18 protein-coding genes and 2 pseudogenes are annotated in these 17,865 nt (G+C 68.5%); 9 read left to right on the top strand and 11 right to left on the bottom strand.

Translation table 11 applies throughout. The annotated features are described in order from the left end of the window. The 3 genes and pseudogenes from E4099_RS14545 to E4099_RS14535 form a co-directional block, all read left to right on the top strand. Positions 1-812, top strand: a pseudogene (locus tag E4099_RS14545) (dihydrolipoamide acetyltransferase family protein); the annotation flags it as partial. Positions 813-994: 182 nt separating this feature from the next. After that, complete coding sequence (locus E4099_RS14540) at positions 995-2,077, top strand: type III polyketide synthase (protein ID WP_135339464.1); 1,083 nt, start codon at positions 995-997, stop codon at positions 2,075-2,077. After that, entirely contained in the window at positions 2,077-3,315 is a 1,239-nt protein-coding gene (locus E4099_RS14535; protein ID WP_135339463.1) for a cytochrome P450, read from the top strand. Before E4099_RS14540 ends, E4099_RS14535 begins: the two co-directional genes overlap by 1 nt. Positions 3,316-3,351: 36 nt before the next feature. Here the strand turns inward: E4099_RS14535 and E4099_RS14530 are convergent, their stop codons facing one another. Further along, complete coding sequence (locus tag E4099_RS14530; RefSeq protein WP_245244840.1) at positions 3,352-3,870, bottom strand: cupin domain-containing protein; 519 nt, start codon at positions 3,868-3,870, stop codon at positions 3,352-3,354. Positions 3,871-4,036: 166 nt separating this feature from the next. Here E4099_RS14530 and E4099_RS14525 point away from each other — a divergent pair. The 4 genes and pseudogenes from E4099_RS14525 to E4099_RS14510 all read left to right on the top strand — a co-directional run. Beyond that, positions 4,037-4,305: pseudogene (locus E4099_RS14525) on the top strand (transposase family protein); the annotation flags it as partial. A gap of 114 nt (positions 4,306-4,419) precedes the next feature. Next, positions 4,420-5,001 carry an RNA polymerase sigma factor gene (locus tag E4099_RS14520; RefSeq protein WP_245244842.1) on the top strand — a complete coding sequence of 194 codons (582 nt, stop codon included), beginning with the start codon at positions 4,420-4,422 and terminating at the stop codon, positions 4,999-5,001. A gap of 40 nt (positions 5,002-5,041) precedes the next feature. After that, positions 5,042-5,968, top strand: a complete 927-nt coding sequence (locus E4099_RS14515) for a CU044_5270 family protein (RefSeq protein ID WP_135339461.1) — start codon at positions 5,042-5,044, stop codon at positions 5,966-5,968. 271 nt (positions 5,969-6,239) lie between these two features. Beyond that, positions 6,240-7,391 (top strand): hypothetical protein, encoded by a 1,152-nt coding sequence (locus E4099_RS14510; RefSeq protein ID WP_135339460.1) that lies wholly within the window; start codon positions 6,240-6,242, stop codon positions 7,389-7,391. Positions 7,392-7,714: 323 nt separating this feature from the next. On the opposite strand, the gene E4099_RS14505 is transcribed toward E4099_RS14510, so the two are convergent. The 3 genes from E4099_RS14505 to E4099_RS14495 form a co-directional block, all read right to left on the bottom strand. Beyond that, the gene (locus tag E4099_RS14505) at positions 7,715-8,269 is read right to left on the bottom strand and encodes a hypothetical protein (RefSeq protein WP_167828380.1); all 555 of its coding nucleotides are present in this window, start codon (positions 8,267-8,269) and stop codon (positions 7,715-7,717) included. Positions 8,270-8,343: 74 nt separating this feature from the next. After that, on the bottom strand, positions 8,344-10,647 hold the full coding sequence (locus tag E4099_RS14500; RefSeq protein ID WP_135339458.1) for a DUF6571 family protein: 2,304 nt from the start codon (positions 10,645-10,647) through the stop codon (positions 8,344-8,346). Positions 10,648-10,678: 31 nt separating this feature from the next. Beyond that, the gene (locus tag E4099_RS14495; RefSeq protein WP_135339457.1) at positions 10,679-11,143 is read right to left on the bottom strand and encodes a hypothetical protein; all 465 of its coding nucleotides are present in this window, start codon (positions 11,141-11,143) and stop codon (positions 10,679-10,681) included. A gap of 427 nt (positions 11,144-11,570) precedes the next feature. Between E4099_RS14495 and E4099_RS14490 the strand changes: the two genes are divergently transcribed. Next, positions 11,571-11,771, top strand: a complete 201-nt coding sequence (locus E4099_RS14490; protein ID WP_135339456.1) for a DUF397 domain-containing protein — start codon at positions 11,571-11,573, stop codon at positions 11,769-11,771. A gap of 20 nt (positions 11,772-11,791) precedes the next feature. Here E4099_RS14490 and E4099_RS14485 read toward each other — a convergent pair whose 3' ends face one another. The 7 genes from E4099_RS14485 to E4099_RS14455 all read right to left on the bottom strand — a co-directional run bounded on the left by E4099_RS14485 (position 11,792) and on the right by E4099_RS14455 (position 17,413). Beyond that, positions 11,792-12,142: a hypothetical protein gene (locus E4099_RS14485; RefSeq protein ID WP_135339455.1), complete on the bottom strand. Its 351-nt coding sequence runs from the start codon at positions 12,140-12,142 to the stop codon at positions 11,792-11,794. A gap of 300 nt (positions 12,143-12,442) precedes the next feature. Next, positions 12,443-12,841 carry a hypothetical protein gene (locus E4099_RS14480; protein WP_135339454.1) on the bottom strand — a complete coding sequence of 133 codons (399 nt, stop codon included), beginning with the start codon at positions 12,839-12,841 and terminating at the stop codon, positions 12,443-12,445. Further along, on the bottom strand, positions 12,838-13,050 hold the full coding sequence (locus E4099_RS14475; protein ID WP_245244838.1) for a hypothetical protein: 213 nt from the start codon (positions 13,048-13,050) through the stop codon (positions 12,838-12,840). The genes E4099_RS14480 and E4099_RS14475 overlap by 4 nt, the downstream gene beginning before the upstream one ends. A 206-nt stretch (positions 13,051-13,256) precedes the next feature. Beyond that, the gene (locus tag E4099_RS14470) at positions 13,257-14,291 is read right to left on the bottom strand and encodes an ABC transporter substrate-binding protein (RefSeq protein WP_135339452.1); all 1,035 of its coding nucleotides are present in this window, start codon (positions 14,289-14,291) and stop codon (positions 13,257-13,259) included. A 202-nt stretch (positions 14,292-14,493) separates the two neighbouring features. Beyond that, positions 14,494-15,357 (bottom strand): ABC transporter ATP-binding protein, encoded by an 864-nt coding sequence (locus E4099_RS14465; RefSeq protein ID WP_135339451.1) that lies wholly within the window; start codon positions 15,355-15,357, stop codon positions 14,494-14,496. Next, positions 15,354-16,412, bottom strand: coding sequence for a FecCD family ABC transporter permease (locus E4099_RS14460; protein ID WP_135339450.1), 1,059 nt, complete (start codon positions 16,410-16,412; stop codon positions 15,354-15,356). Before E4099_RS14460 ends, E4099_RS14465 begins: the two co-directional genes overlap by 4 nt. Then, the gene (locus E4099_RS14455) at positions 16,409-17,413 is read right to left on the bottom strand and encodes a FecCD family ABC transporter permease (RefSeq protein ID WP_135339449.1); all 1,005 of its coding nucleotides are present in this window, start codon (positions 17,411-17,413) and stop codon (positions 16,409-16,411) included. The genes E4099_RS14460 and E4099_RS14455 overlap by 4 nt, the downstream gene beginning before the upstream one ends. A 178-nt stretch (positions 17,414-17,591) precedes the next feature. Here E4099_RS14455 and E4099_RS14450 point away from each other — a divergent pair. After that, positions 17,592-17,865: GNAT family protein (locus E4099_RS14450; protein ID WP_483414773.1), on the top strand; the 274-nt coding region annotated here is incomplete at its 3' end.

Here is a 17,865-nt window from a genome sequence, read left to right as displayed (position 1 = left end):
GTCCGCAAGCTCGCCAAGGACCTGGGCATCGACCTGGCCACGGTCACCCCGACCGGCCCGGACGGCACCATCACCCGCGAGGACATCCACGCCGCCGCGGCCCCGGCGCCGACCGCGAGCGCCGCGTCCCCGTCAAGGGCGTCCGCAAGGCCACCGCCCAGGCGATGGTGAACAGCGCCTTCACCGCCCCGCACGTCACGGAGTTCGTCACCGTGGACGTGACCCGGACGATGAAGCTGGTCCAGGACCTCAAGCAGGACCCGGACATGGCGGGGCTGCGGGTCAACCCGCTGCTGCTGGTCGCCAAGGCCCTGCTGCTGGCCATCCGGCGCAACCCGGAGGTCAACGCGTCCTGGGACGAGGCCAACCAGGAGATCGTCCACAAGGACTACATCAACCTGGGCATCGCCGCGGCCACCCCGCGCGGCCTGATCGTCCCGAACATCAAGGACGCGGGCGCCAAGACCCTGCCGGAGCTCTCCCAGGCGCTCTCCGACCTGGTCGCCACCGCCCGCGAGGGCAAGACCAGCCCGGCGGACATGTCCGGCGGCACGGTCACCATCACCAACGTCGGCGTCTTCGGCGTCGACACCGGCACGCCCATCCTGAACCCCGGCGAGTCCGCGATCCTCGCCTTCGGCGCGATCAAGCTCCAGCCGTGGGTCCACAAGGGCAAGGTCAAGCCGCGCCACGTCACCACCCTGGCCCTCTCCTTCGACCACCGCCTGGTCGACGGCGAGTTGGGCTCCAAGGTGCTGGCCGACATCGCGGCCGTCCTGGAGAACCCGAAGAAGCTCATCACCTGGGGCTGATCGCCCGATCACTCAGGACCGCGGTCCGCCTGCCGCCCGTGCAGGCGGACCGCGGCGCGTCCGGACCCATCCCCGGTTCACCCGATCGGAGCAATCTCAGGGGCGGGGTGTTGCGCTCCGTGATGCCATCGGAAGGTAGGCCCAGAGGACCGACCCCTGGTCAGTACCTGAAAGGCGTTCCGATGGCCATCTTGTGCAGACCGGCAGTCGCGGTACCGGAACACGTGGTCACGCTGGAGGAAACTCTCGATCTGGCGAGGCGGATTCACGCCGATCACCCCCATCTCCCCCTCGTGCTGCGGCTCATCAGGCACACGGGCGTGGGCAAGCGCCACATCATCCGGCCCATGGCGGAGACCCTGGAGCACGACGGTTTTGAAATCAGGAACCGTGTGTACGAGGAGCACGCGAAGCAGCGTGTACCGGAGGTGGTCCGCCAGGCGCTGGCGAACGCGCGGCTCAGGACGGAGGACATCGACCTCATCGTCTACGTCTCCTGCACCGGATTCATGATGCCGTCCATGACGGCATGGCTGATCAACACCATGGACTTCGACCCGGAAACCCGGCAGTTGCCCATCGCGCAGTTGGGTTGTGCGGCCGGTGGGGCGGCGATCAACCGCTCCCATGACTTCTGTACGGCGCACCCTGACAAGAACGCGCTCATCGTGGCCTGCGAGTTCTGTTCCCTGTGCTACCAGCCGACGGACCTGGACGTCGGACAGCTGCTGTCGGACGGGCTGTTCGGGGATGGGATCGCGGCCGCGGTCGTACGGGGGGACGGTGGCAGCGGGATCAGGCTGGAGCGCAACGGATCGCATCTGGTGCCGGGCACGGAGGACTGGATCAGTTACGCGGTCAAGGCCACCGGCTTCCACTTCCAGCTGGACAAACGGGTACCGGGCACCATGGAGCAACTCGCCCCGGTACTCAGCGACCTGGCGGAAAGCCACGGCTGGGATGCCTCCGCCCTGGACTTCTACATCGTGCACGCGGGTGGGCCCCGGCTCCTGGACGACCTGGTCACCTACCTGAAGGTGCCGCCGGAGGTCTTCCGGTACAGCAAGTCCACCCTGACCGAATACGGCAACATCGCCAGCGCACTGGTGCTGGACGCCCTGGACCGGCTCTTCGAGCACGGCGAGATGACGGATTCCGCGCGTGGCATGATCGCGGGCTTCGGCCCGGGGATCACGGCAGAGATGACGGTCGGCACCTGGCAGGCCAACGGCGGCGTGGGCAGCGGCGGGGGAGGTGCGGACTGATGTCCGGCCACGACCAGAGCCGTGCGGCGACCGGCCAGTGCCCCGCGACCCGCTTCTACGCCGCGGACGACCTCCCAGCCCTGGACTTCGATCCGTTCTTCGGCGAACTGCTGCGGGGGGAGCGCGTAGCCCGGATCAGGATGCCGCACGGCGAGGGCGAGGCGTGGCTGGTGACCCGCTACGAGGACGTCAGGTTCGTGACGTCCGACCCCCGTTTCAGCCGCGCCGGGATCGTGGGCCGTCCCATCCCGAAGATGACCGGGCACATCGTCCCGCTGGACCGGGCGATCAGCTTCGCGGACCCGCCCGAGCAGGCCCGGGCGCGCGGGGTGGTCGCCGGGTGGTTCACCCAGCGCGCCGTCGACCGCCTGCGCCCGCACGCCCAGCAGATCCTGGACCGGCTGCTGGACGCCATGGCCGAGGACGGCGCCCCGGCCGACTTCATCCAATACGTCACGTCGCCCTTCCCGCTGGAGGTGATCAGCGAGTTGCTCGGCGTACCTGAGAAGGACCGGGCTCGGGCGCGCGACTGGGCGCAGACGATGCTGACGCGGGTACGCGACGAGGCAGCCGCCGAGCGGGTCAGGCAGACCAAGGAGGCCAGCACGGCCTACTTCCGCGCACAGATCGAGCGGCGCCGCGCCGAACCGCGGGAGGATCTGCTGAGCGTGATGGCGACCGCCGAGGGGGAGGGCCGGCTGGACGAGGCCGAGACGCTCGCGCTCACCAGCCTCATCCAGTTCAACGGCTGGCACGCGGTCCGCAACAACATCTCGAACATGATCTACGTACTGCTCACCAGGCCGGAGCTGGCGGCCCGGCTCCGGGCCGAACCCGACGTGGTGGGCCGGGCCGTGGAGGAGCTGCTGCGCTTCATCCCCCATAAGCACGGCCTCGGCCAGCCCCGTATCGCCACCGAGGACGTCGAGGTGGGCGGCGTCCTGATCCGGGCGGGCGACTGCGTCTACAACAGTTACGTGGCCGCCAACTGGGACGAGCGCGTCTACCCGGACCCGGACCGCGTGGACGTGGACCGCGAAGGGCCCCCTCACCTCGCCTTCGGTTTCGGCCCGCATGTCTGCGTCGGCCCGCTGCTGGCCCGTATGGAGGCTGAGGTGCTGCTGTCCACGGTGGTCACTCGGTTGCCGGAGCTGGAGCTGGCGGTACCGGCGGAGCAGGTGAAGTGGCAGACGGACGTACTGATCAGGGGTCCGGAGACGCTGCCGGTGCGGTGGTGAAACCGCCGTCCGGCGGCAGCTGTCTCTCGGCTGTGCTCAGCGCCCGAACCGCAGCGGGGTCAACTGTTCGATGTCATGGCGATGGCGCAGCTCCGCCACGGCCCCGCTGTCCACGCCGCCGGGCGCGTTGAGGATCTCCAACAGCTCTTCGAAATAGCGCTCGTGGCGGGAGGGCGGAGCGGACTGGAAGAACATCCGGGCGGGGCTGTCCGTGTGGTTGGCGAAGGCGTGCGGACAGCCCGGCGGTACGAACATCACACTGCCGGGCCCGGCCCGCTGCACCCGCTGCCCGTCAGCGGCCTGCCACTCTGCCCAGTCGTTCCCGTACCGTGCCTGCGGCTCGAAGGCGAGCACGTCCACTTCCCCCTCCAGGACGTAGAACAGCTCCTCGCTGTGCGCGTGGACGTGCGCGCCGACGTCGAACCCCGGCGGGACCAGCACCTCGAAACTGGACGCGGCGCGCGAGTGCTCCCCGGTGACCTTGAAGGTGACATGCTGCGGACCGGTCGAGATATGCCGCCCCGCACCGGGAGGGAGGATGAAGCCATCGGACATGGGACTCACGCTAAGCCGACTCGTCGTGATCCGCATCCAGGCGACTACGTACCGGAGTCGCGCTGCCGCGCGGCAGCGCGTGCGTGGAGGCACTCCGCGTAGAGCGCTCGCCCCCTGGCGCGTCCCTCTTGAGGTGCTACCCACAAACACGCCTGGCACCTCGAACGTCATCGCCCTGCTCGCCGACCGGGCACCGGGCCTGCTGAAGGCCCTGCGCGAGAACGGCCCCGAATACGTCCTGCTGGACGGCACCCTCGCCGAATGCGGAACGAGTCGGCCACAGCCGCGGCGACTACTCCCACAAGCACCGCCGTCACGGCGTGAACGTGCAGGTGGTCACCGACCCCACGGGTCAGGCGCTGTGGATCTCCCTCGGCTCTGCCGGGCCGGACCCACGACCTGACCGCAGCCCGCTCCCGCAAGATCATCCGGATCTCACGGTACAGGCAGCTCTCCCGCTGGACCGAGGACGGATGGTGCGAACGCCGCCGGAGCTTGCGACAAGTACGGGTTGAGGCCGCCATCGGGCGGTCCGGAGAGGGAGACTTCGTGGTACCCGATCACGACGACAGCGACAGCGATGCTCAGCTGATCCGTTCGGTGGACGACGCAGCGGCGTTCACGCCACTCGTGGAGAGGCATTCGTCCGCCCTGCACGGCTACTTCGCCCGGCGCGTGCCCGCCTCAGCCGACGACCTGCTGGCCGAGACCTGGCTGCAGGCGTTCGCCACACGGCGCACCTTCGACACTTCGCGCGGCTCCGCCCGGGCCTGGCTCTTCGGGGTGGCCCGCAACGTGCTGGCCGGGTATCTCCGACGCGCCGGACGGGAAGTGACCTCGCCGGCGCCCGCGGCCAGCGACCCGTGGCAAGCGGTAGACCAGCGGCTGGACGCGGCCGCGCTGGCTCCCGCGCTGCGCCGGGCACTGGCCGATCTGCCGATCGGCGAGCGAGAGTTGCTGCTGCTCGTCACCTGGGAGCATCTGACGCCGACTGAGGCCGCTGCGGTCGTCGGCATCCCGGCCGGTACAGCCCGCTCCCGCCTGCACCGCGCACGGGGCCGGTTGCGTGAACGGCTCGCACAGCCCCGCCCGGCACCGCGCCATATGACGGTCACCGGAGACCTGGCATGAACGAGAACATCCCCCCGCACACGAATCAGAAGGAACGGGCATGACGGAGCGACAGGAGCTTCTCGACTTCCCCGGCGCGGAGGCGCTCCAGGCCGCAGGCCACGTGGAGCCCCCGTCCGCACAGGCCCTCGCCCGGGCGATGGCGGCGGTCCGCGCGGCCGCCCAGGACGAGGCCGGCAGCGCCGCGGTGACCCCGTTCCGGCGCCGCCGCATCCGCGTCCTGTCCGGCCGACGGATCACGGCGACCCTACTGTCGGCAGCCGCGGTTGCGGCGGGTGTCGCGGTGTACACGGGTACGGGGGCGGGATCGACGGGCGCGGGAGCGACAAGCGCGCCGCACCGGACGACGACGGGCGTCACCGCCGCGACATTCCTCAACGACACCGCCGAAGTCGCCGCCACCACGCCGATCTCGTACGGGCCCTACTGGAAGATGCGGCTGAAGGCGTCGGACTCGAAGGGCACGTCCCGTACGTTCACCGAGTACATCTCACGGTCCGGTCACCACTCCGTCGTGGCCAACGGCCGGACCCACCACAAGCCCCTTGCGGGAACCTGGCGGCTGGGGCCCAAGCAGTTGGGCTGGAACGATCTGGACCGGCTGCCCACGGACCCGGTGGCGCTTCTCTCGCTCATGAACAGTTCGAAGGAGTACGCAGGCCAGAGCGCCTTCGTCCAGGCGGGCTCCATCCTCGGGTCCTCCCCCGCGAGCCCGCCTCTGCGGGCGGCCCTCTACAAGGCGCTGGCCCGCATGCAGGGCGTCAAGCTCGTCGGCACCGTCAAGGACGGTACCGGGCGCAGCGGTACGGAGCTGGTGTTCAACGGGGTCGCGAGCCAGGACCGCATGATTGTCGACCCCAGGACCGGCGTGCTCCTGGAGACCGTGAGCGTGCAGACCAAGGAATCGCTCCATCCGGTCAACCGTCTGACCTACCTGTCCGTGGGGCCGGCCACGAAGATCGGCTGACGCGTCAGGACACGCATGAGAAAACGGACCAGGACACGGACCAGGACACGGCTCAGAAAGCAGAAGACAGCGGACACAGCCGGGCGCTCCGTCGGACGACGACGGAGCGCCCGGCTGTTCCTTACGCCTGCGCTGCCGACCCCGTCATGGACCGCCCGCACCGCCACCGTTGCCCGCGGAGCAGCGCGAACGCCCCCGGCGCGTACGACAAGTACGGGGTGAGACCGCCGGGGAGCATCCGGCTCCCCGCGCCGGCGAACGGAGACTGATGATGAGCAGGATTGCGGGACGCGGGCGGCACCTCACGGTGGCCGTCACCGCGGTACTCGCCCTGGCAGCGTGCATGGGGATGACAGCGTCCGCGCAAGCCTCCACCCCGGCCCCTGCGGGCCCGGCCTGGACGGCCGAGACGGCACCGGTGGACGCGGGCAACCTCTACAGTGAGGCGCGCCTGGACGACCACACCACCTGGGCCGTCGGCACCAGTTTCACCACCAACGCGCCACTGCTGCTGAGCCGCGACGACACCAACGGCCAGGGCTGGCAGGAGGTCCCCCACCCGGGGGGCACCTCGACCAACTCCTGGTACAGCTCCGTCTCGGCCTCCTCCGCCCAGGATGCCTGGGTGGCCGAGGGCAGCACCGACAGCGGGAACGTGCCCGTCCACCACTGGGACGGCAGCACATGGCAGACCACGCAGGCGCCGGTCCCGAAGCACGTCGGCAACGCGACACTCCACCTCGCCGCCGTCTCCGCGACCGACGTCTGGGGCGCGGGCTGGTACTGGAGCGATGATGGGGCTGGAAACCAAACACTGCGCGGGATGCTGGATCACTGGGACGGCTCCGCCTGGACGTCCGTGGCGCTGCCGGCCGGGGCCGACGTCGCAAACTTCACGGCGGTGACCGCCACGTCCGCCAACGACGTGTGGGCCGTGGGACACTCCTCCGCGGACCAGCCGACGGTGCTGCACTACGACGGCAGTTCCTGGAAGCAGATGACTCTTCCGAAGGCCGGACTGTACGGGGAAATCCGCGGCATCACCGTCTCCGGTCCCAACGACGTGTGGGCCGTGGGCCGGGTGCTGACCAGCGAGACCGACAGTGGTCACGCGCTGGCGATGCACTGGAACGGCAGTTCCTGGTCGCGGGTGAAGACCCCGGCCGAAGCCGGTCCGCTCTCCTCGGTCGCGGAGACGCCGAACGGCATGCTCGCCGTGGGCCTGGACCATGACCAGGCGAAGGGGATCGCGCTGTACTCGACGGCAGGGAACATGCAGATGCAGACCCTGCCGCAGGTGTCCGGCGCCCCGGTCCAGCCCGCCTACGTCGATGCGGTCGGAGACAGGTTGACCGTGGTCGGGAGTGTCGCTCCCGCCGGGGCCGATCTGCCGGCGCCTGCGGTCCTCACCAGCAGGTGGTGACCGCACAGAAGCGCTGAACCGCCCCTGCCCGGCGACCTGGTGCCGTGGGGTGCGCTACGACCCGTGCCGGGCGGTGAGCCCGGCACGGGTCGAAGGCTCGGCGTCGACACCGGCACGCGTCGTGTACTTCTGCTTGACCCGCGCTGACCGCCGGCATCCCGAAGCCGCGTCGGCGCGGCTACCCCACCGGTGTGGCACGATGATCAGTAGGGCGCCGGCCGGAGAACCGCCAGCCGCGGTACGGCAGCCACAACGTGGATTCTGATTCGCACTCGGACACCGTGCTTCCACTGATCCCGGTAGCGTTCGGTATACGGCCTGAGTTACGGCCGCTTGGACCAGTCGATGGATACAGGTCCGTCAGCGAGCTTGGGGCCCTCGCATCCATACCAGCCGTGGAGGTCGCGACCGGCCTCTGCAGCGAACTCGGCGAGAGCCTGAAGTTTCTTGTTGGCTTCATTCAGTTCTGTGTCAACTACCACTGACGCATGCACAGTTACGGCGACTGCTCCCACCTTCAGTCTGCTTTCCACTGCCCCAGATTTGGTGGTGCATGGCAAATACAGATCGATCCATCCGGATTCCGTCATATAGCCCCATGCGTCGCCCAAGGTTACTGGAGTGTCAAACCTCTGCACCTTCTTGCGATGAGACTCGCTGAACGGTGCCTCTCGGTATTCGACAAATATCACTTCTTTGCCGGCCCAGAGATGGCAGGACCCGCTCTCTTTCGCCTCGTCAAAATTCTTCAAATATTCCCGGAACTTCTCGCCGCTCGCGGGGAACAAGGATGGCACGCTCTCCGCTGAAATACGGCCGTGGCAAACCCGCGCGGGGATCTCGATGGCTTCATCGCCCGACTCCTGCTCGTCGACCACCCACCATGCCCCGGCGCCGACAAGGAGCAGAGCGAGGCCGGCGCCCCATACCCTGCCACGCTTCCATGAGGGCGTCATTTCTGGTTCCTCCCGTGATCGTAGCCCCGGCGCACTTCCCTATGTATATCGTCGGCCGCGGTGCTGACGTCTTGGCTGTTGATGTCAAGGCCCTCTTTTCTGGCGGCCTCGTAGAATGCCTCCTTCGTGGCATCAGCGAGATCTTCGCGCCGACCGGCCATGTACTTTGTCCGTTCTTTTGCGATTTGCTCAGCCGCTTCTTCTTCGTCCACTTGATAATGGTCAAGAACTGCGTCCTGAACCTCCCCAATCGCCCAGCCGATTACCTCACCAGCTATCGGGTTTCGATTCCCGATCGGCTCCACGACTTTCTCTAGGATGAGCCCCGCCCATTCGACGCCAGTATCCAGCCTCTCGTTGAATTCCTTGGCCTTCTCTACACTGTCATCGGCTGCCGCGATGGCGTCGGCCCTGGCTTCGGTGGTGATGCCATAGACCTCTGATCCCGGGGCGGCGGCCACCAGGGCAACACGGTCGAGATCCAGATCCTCGCGGGTGTGTATCGCTTTCTGCATGGCCTCGGTGGTCACGGCCTGCTGGGCATGAGTGATGGACGAGTACGCATCGGGATCTTGCGCTGTCGCGTACAGGAACTCATGCAACTCGCTGCCTTCGCCGGTGAGATCACTCAGATCGGAGATTGCCCCGTCATGCCAGAAGTAACGGCTGTCATCGCCACCGGACACCGCCCGGTTGATGTCGCGCATGTACTCCGCCGACATGTTGCCCAGGCTGTCGGCGATCGGTGCCAGATCACCGTCCGGCTTGATGAGGTCGGCGTTGGTTCCGAGTCTCTTCACCACTGAGCGGAAGAGCTCCGCCTGCTCATCCGTATGCTCCACTGCCGGACCACCGGCGTCATACGCGCGGCCGGAAACGGCAGCTTCCAGCGCATGCCCGAGTGCGTCCTTGCCGGGTGTCGTGCTCTCATCGTCCGGCGCCTGGTGGCCATCAGCCTTGTCCGCGAACCAGATGCGGCGGTCGTCACCGTCCTTGTCGCCCAGGAAGTAATCGAAATTGCTGAGCTTGTCGAGGTCGCTGTCACCCCCGCCGGTGGAGCGGCGGAAGAACGCGGTCGATGCTTCCGGGCTGTGACCGAAGGCCTCCATGAGCCCGTTCATCGGGTCCCAGCCGTCTCCCTCCCCCTTGTCCAGATTGAGGCGGTAATCACCGTTGGCGGTGCTGTTCGGTACGGGCCACCACCCGTTGCTTTCGCGATCGAGCGTGACCATGTCCTGGCCGAGCGGAACGAGGAACCTCTTGTCGTACTCACCATGACGCAGCAACGTCCCGAGAACCTGATAACCCGTAGGCTTGAACTGGTTGTCCTTTAAGCCCAGGTCGAGCCGTTCGCGGCCGACCCGTTTGAGTTGCGACAGCCATGCCTCTCCGAGATGGTCCTTGCTCTCGCGGAAGGGAGTGTTCGGGTTCTCCTTGTGCGGCTGAGTTGCGGCCGCGAGCGCCACACCCATGCTGTCCTGAATGCTGTGAGCCAGCCGGAGTCGGGTCTTGTCGTCCCCAGCCGACGCACCGCTCACGATCTGAGCCTCGAAGATCAGCGCGTTCTTGGGGCCCAGAGCCTTGTAGAAGTCGGTGGCGAATTCCGGGTCCTTGGCGTTGTACGCGAGCAACTCCTGGAGTTGCGTGAGCTCCTTGGTGCTGAGCCTCTCGCCCTTCTTGGACTTCGCAAGGCTCTTTCTGGCGAGCTGGAGTGCCTGCTCAGCCTGGGCGTCGTCGAGGGATTCGTACTTCGCGTGACCGAAGTTGTGGGTGTCGTCGTCACCGTAGCTCTTGGTCAGAGCACGTACCACGGAGGTGTCGATCTCCTGGGCGTGGGCGATGAGACGGTTGATGCGGTCCTCGAAGCGCCGTGCCTTGTCAAGGTCTTTCTGAGTACGGTTGGCCTCCTGCCCAGGCCCACCGAGGTAGGCGCACGCCACCGTGCCGTCGTCCCGGCCCGTAACGCGTAGCCCCTGTTCCTTGGCCTCCACATCCACGATTTCCTTGAGCGATTTCTGGATCGCCACGAGGTCCTTGTGGGCATCCCGGAGGACGCTCCAGATCGACTTCGCCTCGGTGTGCGCGTCGCGGAACTCCTTGGCAGTCTTGCGCACAAAGGGCTTGGTGACGTCGGAATTCACACCCGCCCAGCGGGCCGCGTCTGACTGCTTCACCAGTCCGCCAGTGGCGTCCGCTGCCAGGGACTTGAGCTGCGTCACCATCTCCTTCCAGTCGTCGGCGGCATTCCCGAGGCTGGTGAAGGAGACGTGGTAGATGTCATCGAAGGTCAGTCCGGACATGACATACCCCCCCAACGTGAAGTATGGGTCCCTACTTGAAGTACTTGCCGATATCGGATGCCGATGAGGGGCTGCCATCCCACTCGAACATGGAAGCCGCGATCTTCGCGTCCTGGTGTGCGTGCGACTTCTTCGTGTAGTCCAGGTGATTCGAGATGCGAGCGCACGCCTGCAACAGGGTGTCGAGCTGGGTCTGCCAGACCGTGGCGGTAGTGGTCAGCGCATCGCCCATCGCGAAGCCGTTCGCGGTCAGCGTGCTCGCCGCCGTCAGCGTCGAGGCCTCGTCGGCTCCACGGGCGATGTCGCCCGCCTTCTTGAGCCGGCCGTGGAGTACAAAGGCTTCGTGGCCGACCCGCCCCAGATCGTCCCGGTGGACCACCAGGTCTCCCGAGCCACCGTGCCCCGGGGTGTCGTCGACGTGGTCCAGCCTGGTTTCCTGAGACCGGCGCTTGCCCGCCTCTGACTTCAGCTGCTCCCATTCATCCTTGAAGGACACCCTTCCCCCCTCCTTTGGCGATGCGGGCGGAGGACCGCGCATTGGCCCTGTCACACGGAACGTGGGCGACGCGACCTCCCCAGCCGCATCGACGCGCGACATCCCGCCTGCGCAACGGGTGTCGTGCCACGTCTGCCTGGCCCTTGGCTACCGCACCCCCGTAGTCACCTGTGCGTACACGACAGGTTACTGAGGATAGTCAGAAGAGCGTGTCGGCGGACATGGACACGCCGGACGAGTCCGAGCCCGTGCCGACCCGGCCGGGACTCCGTGGACAGGCCGGCTCCCGAGGAAGCAGTCATCCTCAGCCTTTGTGTCACGCCGTGAGCAGGTCTCCCGGTCCGTATGCCACCGGTAGCCCGGGGCAGCGGACACCGTTTCGGGAGACCGTCACCAGCAAGACCGGCTCGTCGTTGATCGCGTCCCGGTGCTTGTGGAGCGCTACCAGGTCGTGGCTGACGAAGGGGGAAACAATGGTCAGAAGTGCGTGGAGGTCGCCACCAACGTGCCCGGAGTCGTGGCGAGACGGGATTCCAAGGACCCGGCGGGTCCGATACTCCGCTTCGCGCCGGAGGCCTGGGCCGACTTCCACGTTAGCGCGCGGCGGGGCGAGTTCGACCCGCTCTGACCGCCGACATGGCGCGGCGATCAGTAAGACGCCGGCCGGAACACCGTCAGCCGTAGCACGGCGGCCACGATGAAAATCACCGGGAACGCAAACCACCAAGCGCGCAGAAAACGGTCCTTTACGAAGCACAAGGTCAGGACCGACGACACAGCACAGATCACCAGGGCCGTAGCCGAGCTGAAGGCCGAGAACCTTCTTGCCTCCCCGGGTTTCAGGGTCCCGTCAGAGTTGACTGCCAAAGCGTCGCGGATAAAGAAGATTGTCGCCCAGTGGCAGAGGATCAGTACGGCAGAACATACAAGAGCGACGACACGTGCCCGGATGCCACGCTTTCGCTTATGTGGCTGCGCAGTCTGTGCTTCATTGCTCACTTCAGTGCGTCCTTGGCGCACAATGGTGCATGGCGCGCCGCCGACCTGCCCACCCCTCGTGGTCATTGCGCGTACACGTCTCGTTACCCAGCATAGTCGGACGCGTGTTCTGCCGGGCCATACACGCGGGAGGAGCACCGGCTTCTCATGGGCCCACCTGCGCCGCGCATGGGTGCCCGGCGGGCAGGCCGCAATGACTCGGCTCGAACTGCCGGGCCGACTTCGAAGGCGACGTCGGACAGAGCCAGTGGAACTGGTGAGGCGGGGCTGCCGCGGTGATCGGTGGGCAGACACGCGGCGTCAGTGAAAGCCGAGCATGCCCGGAGTGTCGATGTCGACGGTGACCACACCGGGTGGGTAGGCGGCCTCGTTGGAGGTCAGCAGGATCGACATGCCCGTGGCCTCAGGCCGGGGCAGCGCGCAGTACAAGGCGTGGCAGTTGTCCGGGCCGCCATAGCCGTCGCGGATCATGGTGCCGACGCTGACGGAGGCGATGGTGTCCAGTACGTCGATGGTCACAGCGGAATAGGCCAGAACGCGGCGCGACAGGTCTTCGTCGTCGCTGGCTGCTTGCATGAGGCACAGGGCGGGGATGCTGAGGCGGTCGCCAGGGGTGTTGGCCATGTTGCCGGCGAGCAGATTCAGCGCCCTGTGTCCATCAGCGAGAGCTTTGACCGCGCTGGTGTCGAGGATGATCACGCGGCGGCGTCCCGAGCCGCTCGGGCCTTTGCCGCGGCGATCTTGTAGATGTTGCTCAGCACATCGGGGGCCTGGTCGAACTCCTCATCACTGATGTCGACTCCGATCAGTCGGCGTGCGACCTCCCGGTCGGCCGCGAGCCTCTCGGCTCGTTGAGCGGCGGTGGGCTGTTCCGCGGCGAGCGCTTGGACCAGTTGTCCAATGCTCACGCCACGCTCCCGGGCGAGCTCGGCCAGATGATCACGGGTTTCACGGGGCACCTGAATCGTCGTAGTCGCCATGGTCCCACTATAGAGCGACTATGGCGGTTCCTCGCCTCCGCGCGACCGTCCCTCCGGTAGGGCCCGCGGCAGCCGGGGCATGCAGCAGAAACGCCGCTGGGCCGGTGCGGCGGCACCGGCCCAGCTCTTGGGTGTTACGTGGTGAGGTACTTGTCCAGGTCGGCGATGACCTCGTTGGCCGCGGTCACGCCCAGGCCCAGGTACCAGGTCTCGTCCGGGACGTCATAGGCGTGGCCGGACTTGACGGCCTTGAGGTTCTTCCACAGCGGGTTGCCCTGCGCGGTGGCCTGGTCGGTGGCCTTCGGGCTGCCGTAGACGCCGGTGAAGATGAAGTCCGCGTCGGCCTTGTCGATGTTCTCGGCGCTGATCTCGGCGGCGAGGTCGTCGATGTCCTGGTTCTTCGGGCGCGGTATCCCGGCGTCCTTCAGGATGGTGCCGATGAACGAGGCGTTGGCGTAGAGGCGGATCACGCCGTCGGGGAGGTAGCGGACCATCGAGACGGTCGGCTTGTCCTTGCCGAGCTTCTCGCTCAGCGCCTTGATCTTCTCGTCGTACGCGGCGAGCTGCTCCTTCGCCTCCGCCGTCTTGTCCAGCGCGGCCGCGTTGAGGAGGTAGTTCTCCTTCCAGGTGAAGCCGGGGCGGATGGAGAAGACGGTCGGCGCGATCTGCGACAGCTCGTCGTACTTGTCGGCGGCGCGCAGCTGGCTGCCGAGGATCAGGTCGGGCTTGAGGGCGTGGATCGCCTCGAGGTTGAGGTTGTTGATGGTGCCGACGTTCTTCGGGTTCCCGGCGTCCTTCTTGAGGTAGGACGGCAGTTCCGGCGAGCCCTCGGTGGGGGCCAGGCCGACCGGCTTGATGCCGAGCGAGACCACGTTGTCGAGTTCGCCGACGTCGAGGACGACCACCCGCTTGGGCTGGGCCTTGATCTCGGTCTTGCCCATGGCGTGGTCGATGGTGCGCGGCCACTCGCCAGGCTTGGCCTTGGTGCCCATCGCGGCCGTCTTCCGCGCCGCGGAGGAGAAGTCCTCGCCCCCCTGGGAGACGGCCTTCTTGCCGCCGGCCTTGGAGGTCTCCTCCGACCCGCTGCCGGAGGAGCCGCACGCCGCGAGGGAGAGCGCGGCGGCGAGGGAGAGGGCGACGGCTGCGGTGCCGCGGCGCCGGAACGACATGCGAGGGCTCCTTCGGTGACGTGATCCCTGATGTTTGCTTAGGGCAGGCTTACCTTACTTTACTTGTGTTTTGCCGGTGCGCCCGGAGTGGGTGGTTCTGGTTGTGCCGTCGCATCAGGCCCGGTTGGCGGCTGCGATGCCGCTCCCCTCGGCGGGTGCCGCGCGTCGCCGCTCCCCTCGTCGGGTACCGCGTCGCCGCGCCCTACTCGGTCGGTGCGTCGGCCGTCTCCCCGACGGCCCCGGTGGCGGCGGTGTCCCCCGACGGCTGCCCCGGCCGCTGCCACGGCGCCCCCGGCACGACCAGCGGGTCGCCGGTCACCGGGTCCGGTACGACGACGGACGCGAGCCCGAAGACCTCCCGGACCAGATCGGCTGTGACGACGTCACCGGGCGCGCCCTGGGCCACGATCCGGCCCGCCTTCATCGCGATGAGGTGGTCGGCGTAGCGCGCCGCCTGGTTGAGGTCGTGCAGCACGGCGACGACCGTCCGGCCGCGCTCCAGGTTGAGCTGCCGGACCAGGTCCAGCACCTCCACCTGGTGGGCGATGTCCAGATAGGTCGTCGGCTCGTCCAGCAGGAGCACGTCGGTCTCCTGGGCGAGGGCCATCGCGATCCACACCCGCTGCCGTTGGCCGCCGGAGAGCTCGTCGACCAGCCGCTCGGCGAGTTCGGCGGTCGCGGTCCGCTCCATCGCCTCGACGATGACCTTCTCGTCCGCGTCCGACCACTGCTGCCACCACTTCTGGTGCGGCTGCCGCCCGCGCGAGACCAGGTCCGCGACGGTGATCCCCTCCGGCGGCACCGGTGTCTGCGGCAGCAGCCCGATGGCCCGGGCGATCTGCCTGGAGGGAATGCGCGACAGCTCGGTGCCGTCCAGCAGGACCGCGCCGCTCCGGGGCTTGAGCAGCCGGCCGAGCGCCCGCAGCAGGGTGGACTTCCCGCAGGCGTTGGGGCCGACGATGACCGTGACCTTCCCGTGCGGGATCTCCAGGTCCAGGCCGTCGACGACCGTGCGGTCCTCGTACGCCAGGGTGAGCCCCTTGGCGGCAAGGCGGTTGGCGGTCACGCGGTACCTCCGGTACGGCTACGGGTGCGGATCAGCCACATCAGATAGGGGGCGCCCACCGCGGCGGTGAGCACTCCGACCGGCAGCTCGATCGGGGAGAGGAGCTTGCGGGCCAGCAGGTCCGCGACGACCACGATCAGCGCGCCCATCAGCGCCGAGCACAGCAGCGGGGTGTGCGCGGTGCGGGTGAGCCGGCGGGCGATCTGCGGGGCGAGCAGCGCCACGAAGTCCACCGGGCCGGCGGCGCCGGTGGCCACGGACGCCAGCACGACGCCGAGGGTGGCCAGCCCGAGCCGGATCCGGCCGACGCGGATGCCGAGGGCGGTCGCCGTGTCGTCGTCGAAGGACATCCCGCGCTGGGCCCGGGCCGCCCACAGCAGGGCGGGCGTCAGCAGCAGGAGCGCCGTGGCGAGCGGTGCCGCCTGGTCGTAACCGCGGCCGTTGAGCGTCCCGGTGAGCCAGACCTTGGCCTGCTGGGCGACGAGGTAGTCGCCCTTGGTGAGGAACAGCTGGGTGAGGGAGCCGAGGGCGACCGAGATGCCGATGCCGATGAGGACGAAGCGGGAGGCGTCCAGGCCCTTGCGCCAGGCGAAGACATAGACGAGCAGGGCCGCGGCGAGGCCGCCGGCGACGGACACGTACGGCAGGGCGGTGTAGGAGGTGATGCCGAAGGTCATCGCGGCGACCGTCGCCGCGCCGGCGCCGTGCGACACACCGATGACGTCCGGGCTGGCCAGCGGGTTGCGGGCCATGGTCTGGATGAGCGCGCCGGCCGCACCGAAGGCGGCGCCGACGAGCAGGCCGGTGACCAGCCGCGGCATCCGGAGGGTGCCGACCACGAACTCGTCGGGGCTCGGCCGCCCCAGCAGCACCCGGACCACCTCCGCGGGAGCCACGAAGGACTCGCCGACGCACAGGTACGCGACGACGGCCGCCGCCAGCAGGACGGAGAGAGCGGTGGCGACGCAGATCGACCTGCGGTGCAGCAGGAAGGTTCCGCCACCCGCGCGCAGCCGGCTGTACCCGGCGGGGAGCACGGTACGTCCGGCGCTCATGCCGTCACCGCCTTCTTCCGGCGCACCAGCGCGATCAGGAACGGCACGCCGCTCAGCGCCGTCATCACCGCCACCGGCACCTCCGAGGGAGCGAAGACCACGCGGCCGAGCACATCCGCGCCCAGCACCATCGCGGGCCCCAGCAGGGCCGCCATGGGCAGCACCCAGCGGTGGTCGTTGCCCACCAGCGCCCGTGCGATGTGGGGGACGGCCAGGCCGGTGAAGGCGATCGGGCCGGCGGCCGCGACGGCGACCCCGGTGAGGACGGTGGCGCCCAGCCAACCGGTGACGCGCAGCAGCGGGACGCTGCGGCCCAGCCCCTTGGCGACGTCCTCGCCGAGGGCGAGCGCGTCCAGGCCGCGCGCCATGGCCGCCACGATGACCAGGCCGACCGCCAGCAGCGGCCAGACCTGCCCGACGATGTCGGAACCCCGGCCGGCCAGTGAACCGACCTGCCAGAAACGGAACTCGTCGAGGGTCTCGGCGTCGGTCGTCACGATGGCGGTGACGACCGAGGCGAGGAAGGCGTTCATCGCGGCGCCGGCCAGGGCGAGTTTGACCGGGGACGCGCCGCCCCGCCCACCACTGGCGATGGCGTAGACGCAGGCCGCCGCGATCCCCGCGCCGGCGAAGGCGAACCAGACGTACCCGCTCAGCGTGTGCACGCTGAAGAAGGCGATCCCGCAGACCACCCCCACCGAGGCGCCCTGACTGATGCCCAGGATGCCGGGCTCGGCGATGGGGTTGCGGGTGATGCCCTGCATGACCGTGCCGGCCACGCCCAGAGCGACGCCGACCATCACCCCGACGATGGTGCGTGGCACCCGAAGCGCCCGGATGACCTGGGCGTCGTCGCTGGTCCCGCCGTGCAGCAGGGCGTCGAGGACCGCCCGCGGGGCGATCGGACGGCTGCCCAGGGCGAGGCTGAGGACCACGGCCAGTAGGAGGAGGAGCGCTCCCGCGGCCATCCAGCCGACGCGGCGCCGCGCGAGTCCTGACATCCGATCTCTTCCTGAGGTTAGTTAAGGCTTAGCTAACAATACGGGGCGGTCCCGGCGGCGCCGATGCGGGCCGCTTCCCCGCGGCCCGGTGCCGGACGGACCTGGCCTCCCCGGCCCCGGGAGGCGTCCCCCGAATCTCCTTTGCCTCCCCTCCCACCTGGGGCTTAGCGTCAGCCGCATGAGTGCTTTCCCCGTCGTCCGCCCGTACCGCCCCGCCGACGAGGAGGCCGTGGTCGACCTCTGGGCGCGGGCCTCCAAGGAAGCGCACCCCTTTGTCGAGGGAGAAGGGGGCGGCGCGCGGGAGCGGGCTGTGCGGGAGGTGTACCTGGTCAAGGCGGACAACTGGGTGGCCGAGGCGCCGGACGGCACCGTGGTCGGGCTGCTGGGCTTGCTGGGCGCCGAGATCGGCGGGCTGTTCGTGGCCCCGGAGGCGCAGGGGACGGGGGCGGGGC

Origin of the sequence: Streptomyces palmae, from assembly GCF_004684805.1 — a bacterium.
Taxonomy (GTDB): domain Bacteria; phylum Actinomycetota; class Actinomycetes; order Streptomycetales; family Streptomycetaceae; genus Streptomyces; species Streptomyces palmae.
The sequence above is the reverse complement of the archived record's forward strand: the minus strand, read 5'-3'. Positions and strand labels throughout refer to the sequence as shown.

Bases quoted from the DNA above. Each gene is read 5' to 3' on its own strand.
- E4099_RS14540 (WP_135339464.1), top strand. From the start codon at position 995: ATGGCCATCTTGTGCAGACCGGCAGTCGCGGTACCGGAACACGTGGTC.
- E4099_RS14535 (WP_135339463.1), top strand. From the start codon at position 2,077: ATGTCCGGCCACGACCAGAGCCGTGCGGCGACCGGCCAGTGCCCCGCG.
- E4099_RS14530 (WP_245244840.1), bottom strand. From the start codon at position 3,870: ATGTCCGATGGCTTCATCCTCCCTCCCGGTGCGGGGCGGCATATCTCG.
- E4099_RS14515 (WP_135339461.1), top strand. From the start codon at position 5,042: ATGACGGAGCGACAGGAGCTTCTCGACTTCCCCGGCGCGGAGGCGCTC.
- E4099_RS14510 (WP_135339460.1), top strand. From the start codon at position 6,240: ATGAGCAGGATTGCGGGACGCGGGCGGCACCTCACGGTGGCCGTCACC.
- E4099_RS14500 (WP_135339458.1), bottom strand. From the start codon at position 10,647: ATGTCCGGACTGACCTTCGATGACATCTACCACGTCTCCTTCACCAGC.
- E4099_RS14470 (WP_135339452.1), bottom strand. From the start codon at position 14,291: ATGTCGTTCCGGCGCCGCGGCACCGCAGCCGTCGCCCTCTCCCTCGCC.
- E4099_RS14460 (WP_135339450.1), bottom strand. From the start codon at position 16,412: ATGAGCGCCGGACGTACCGTGCTCCCCGCCGGGTACAGCCGGCTGCGC.
- E4099_RS14455 (WP_135339449.1), bottom strand. From the start codon at position 17,413: ATGTCAGGACTCGCGCGGCGCCGCGTCGGCTGGATGGCCGCGGGAGCG.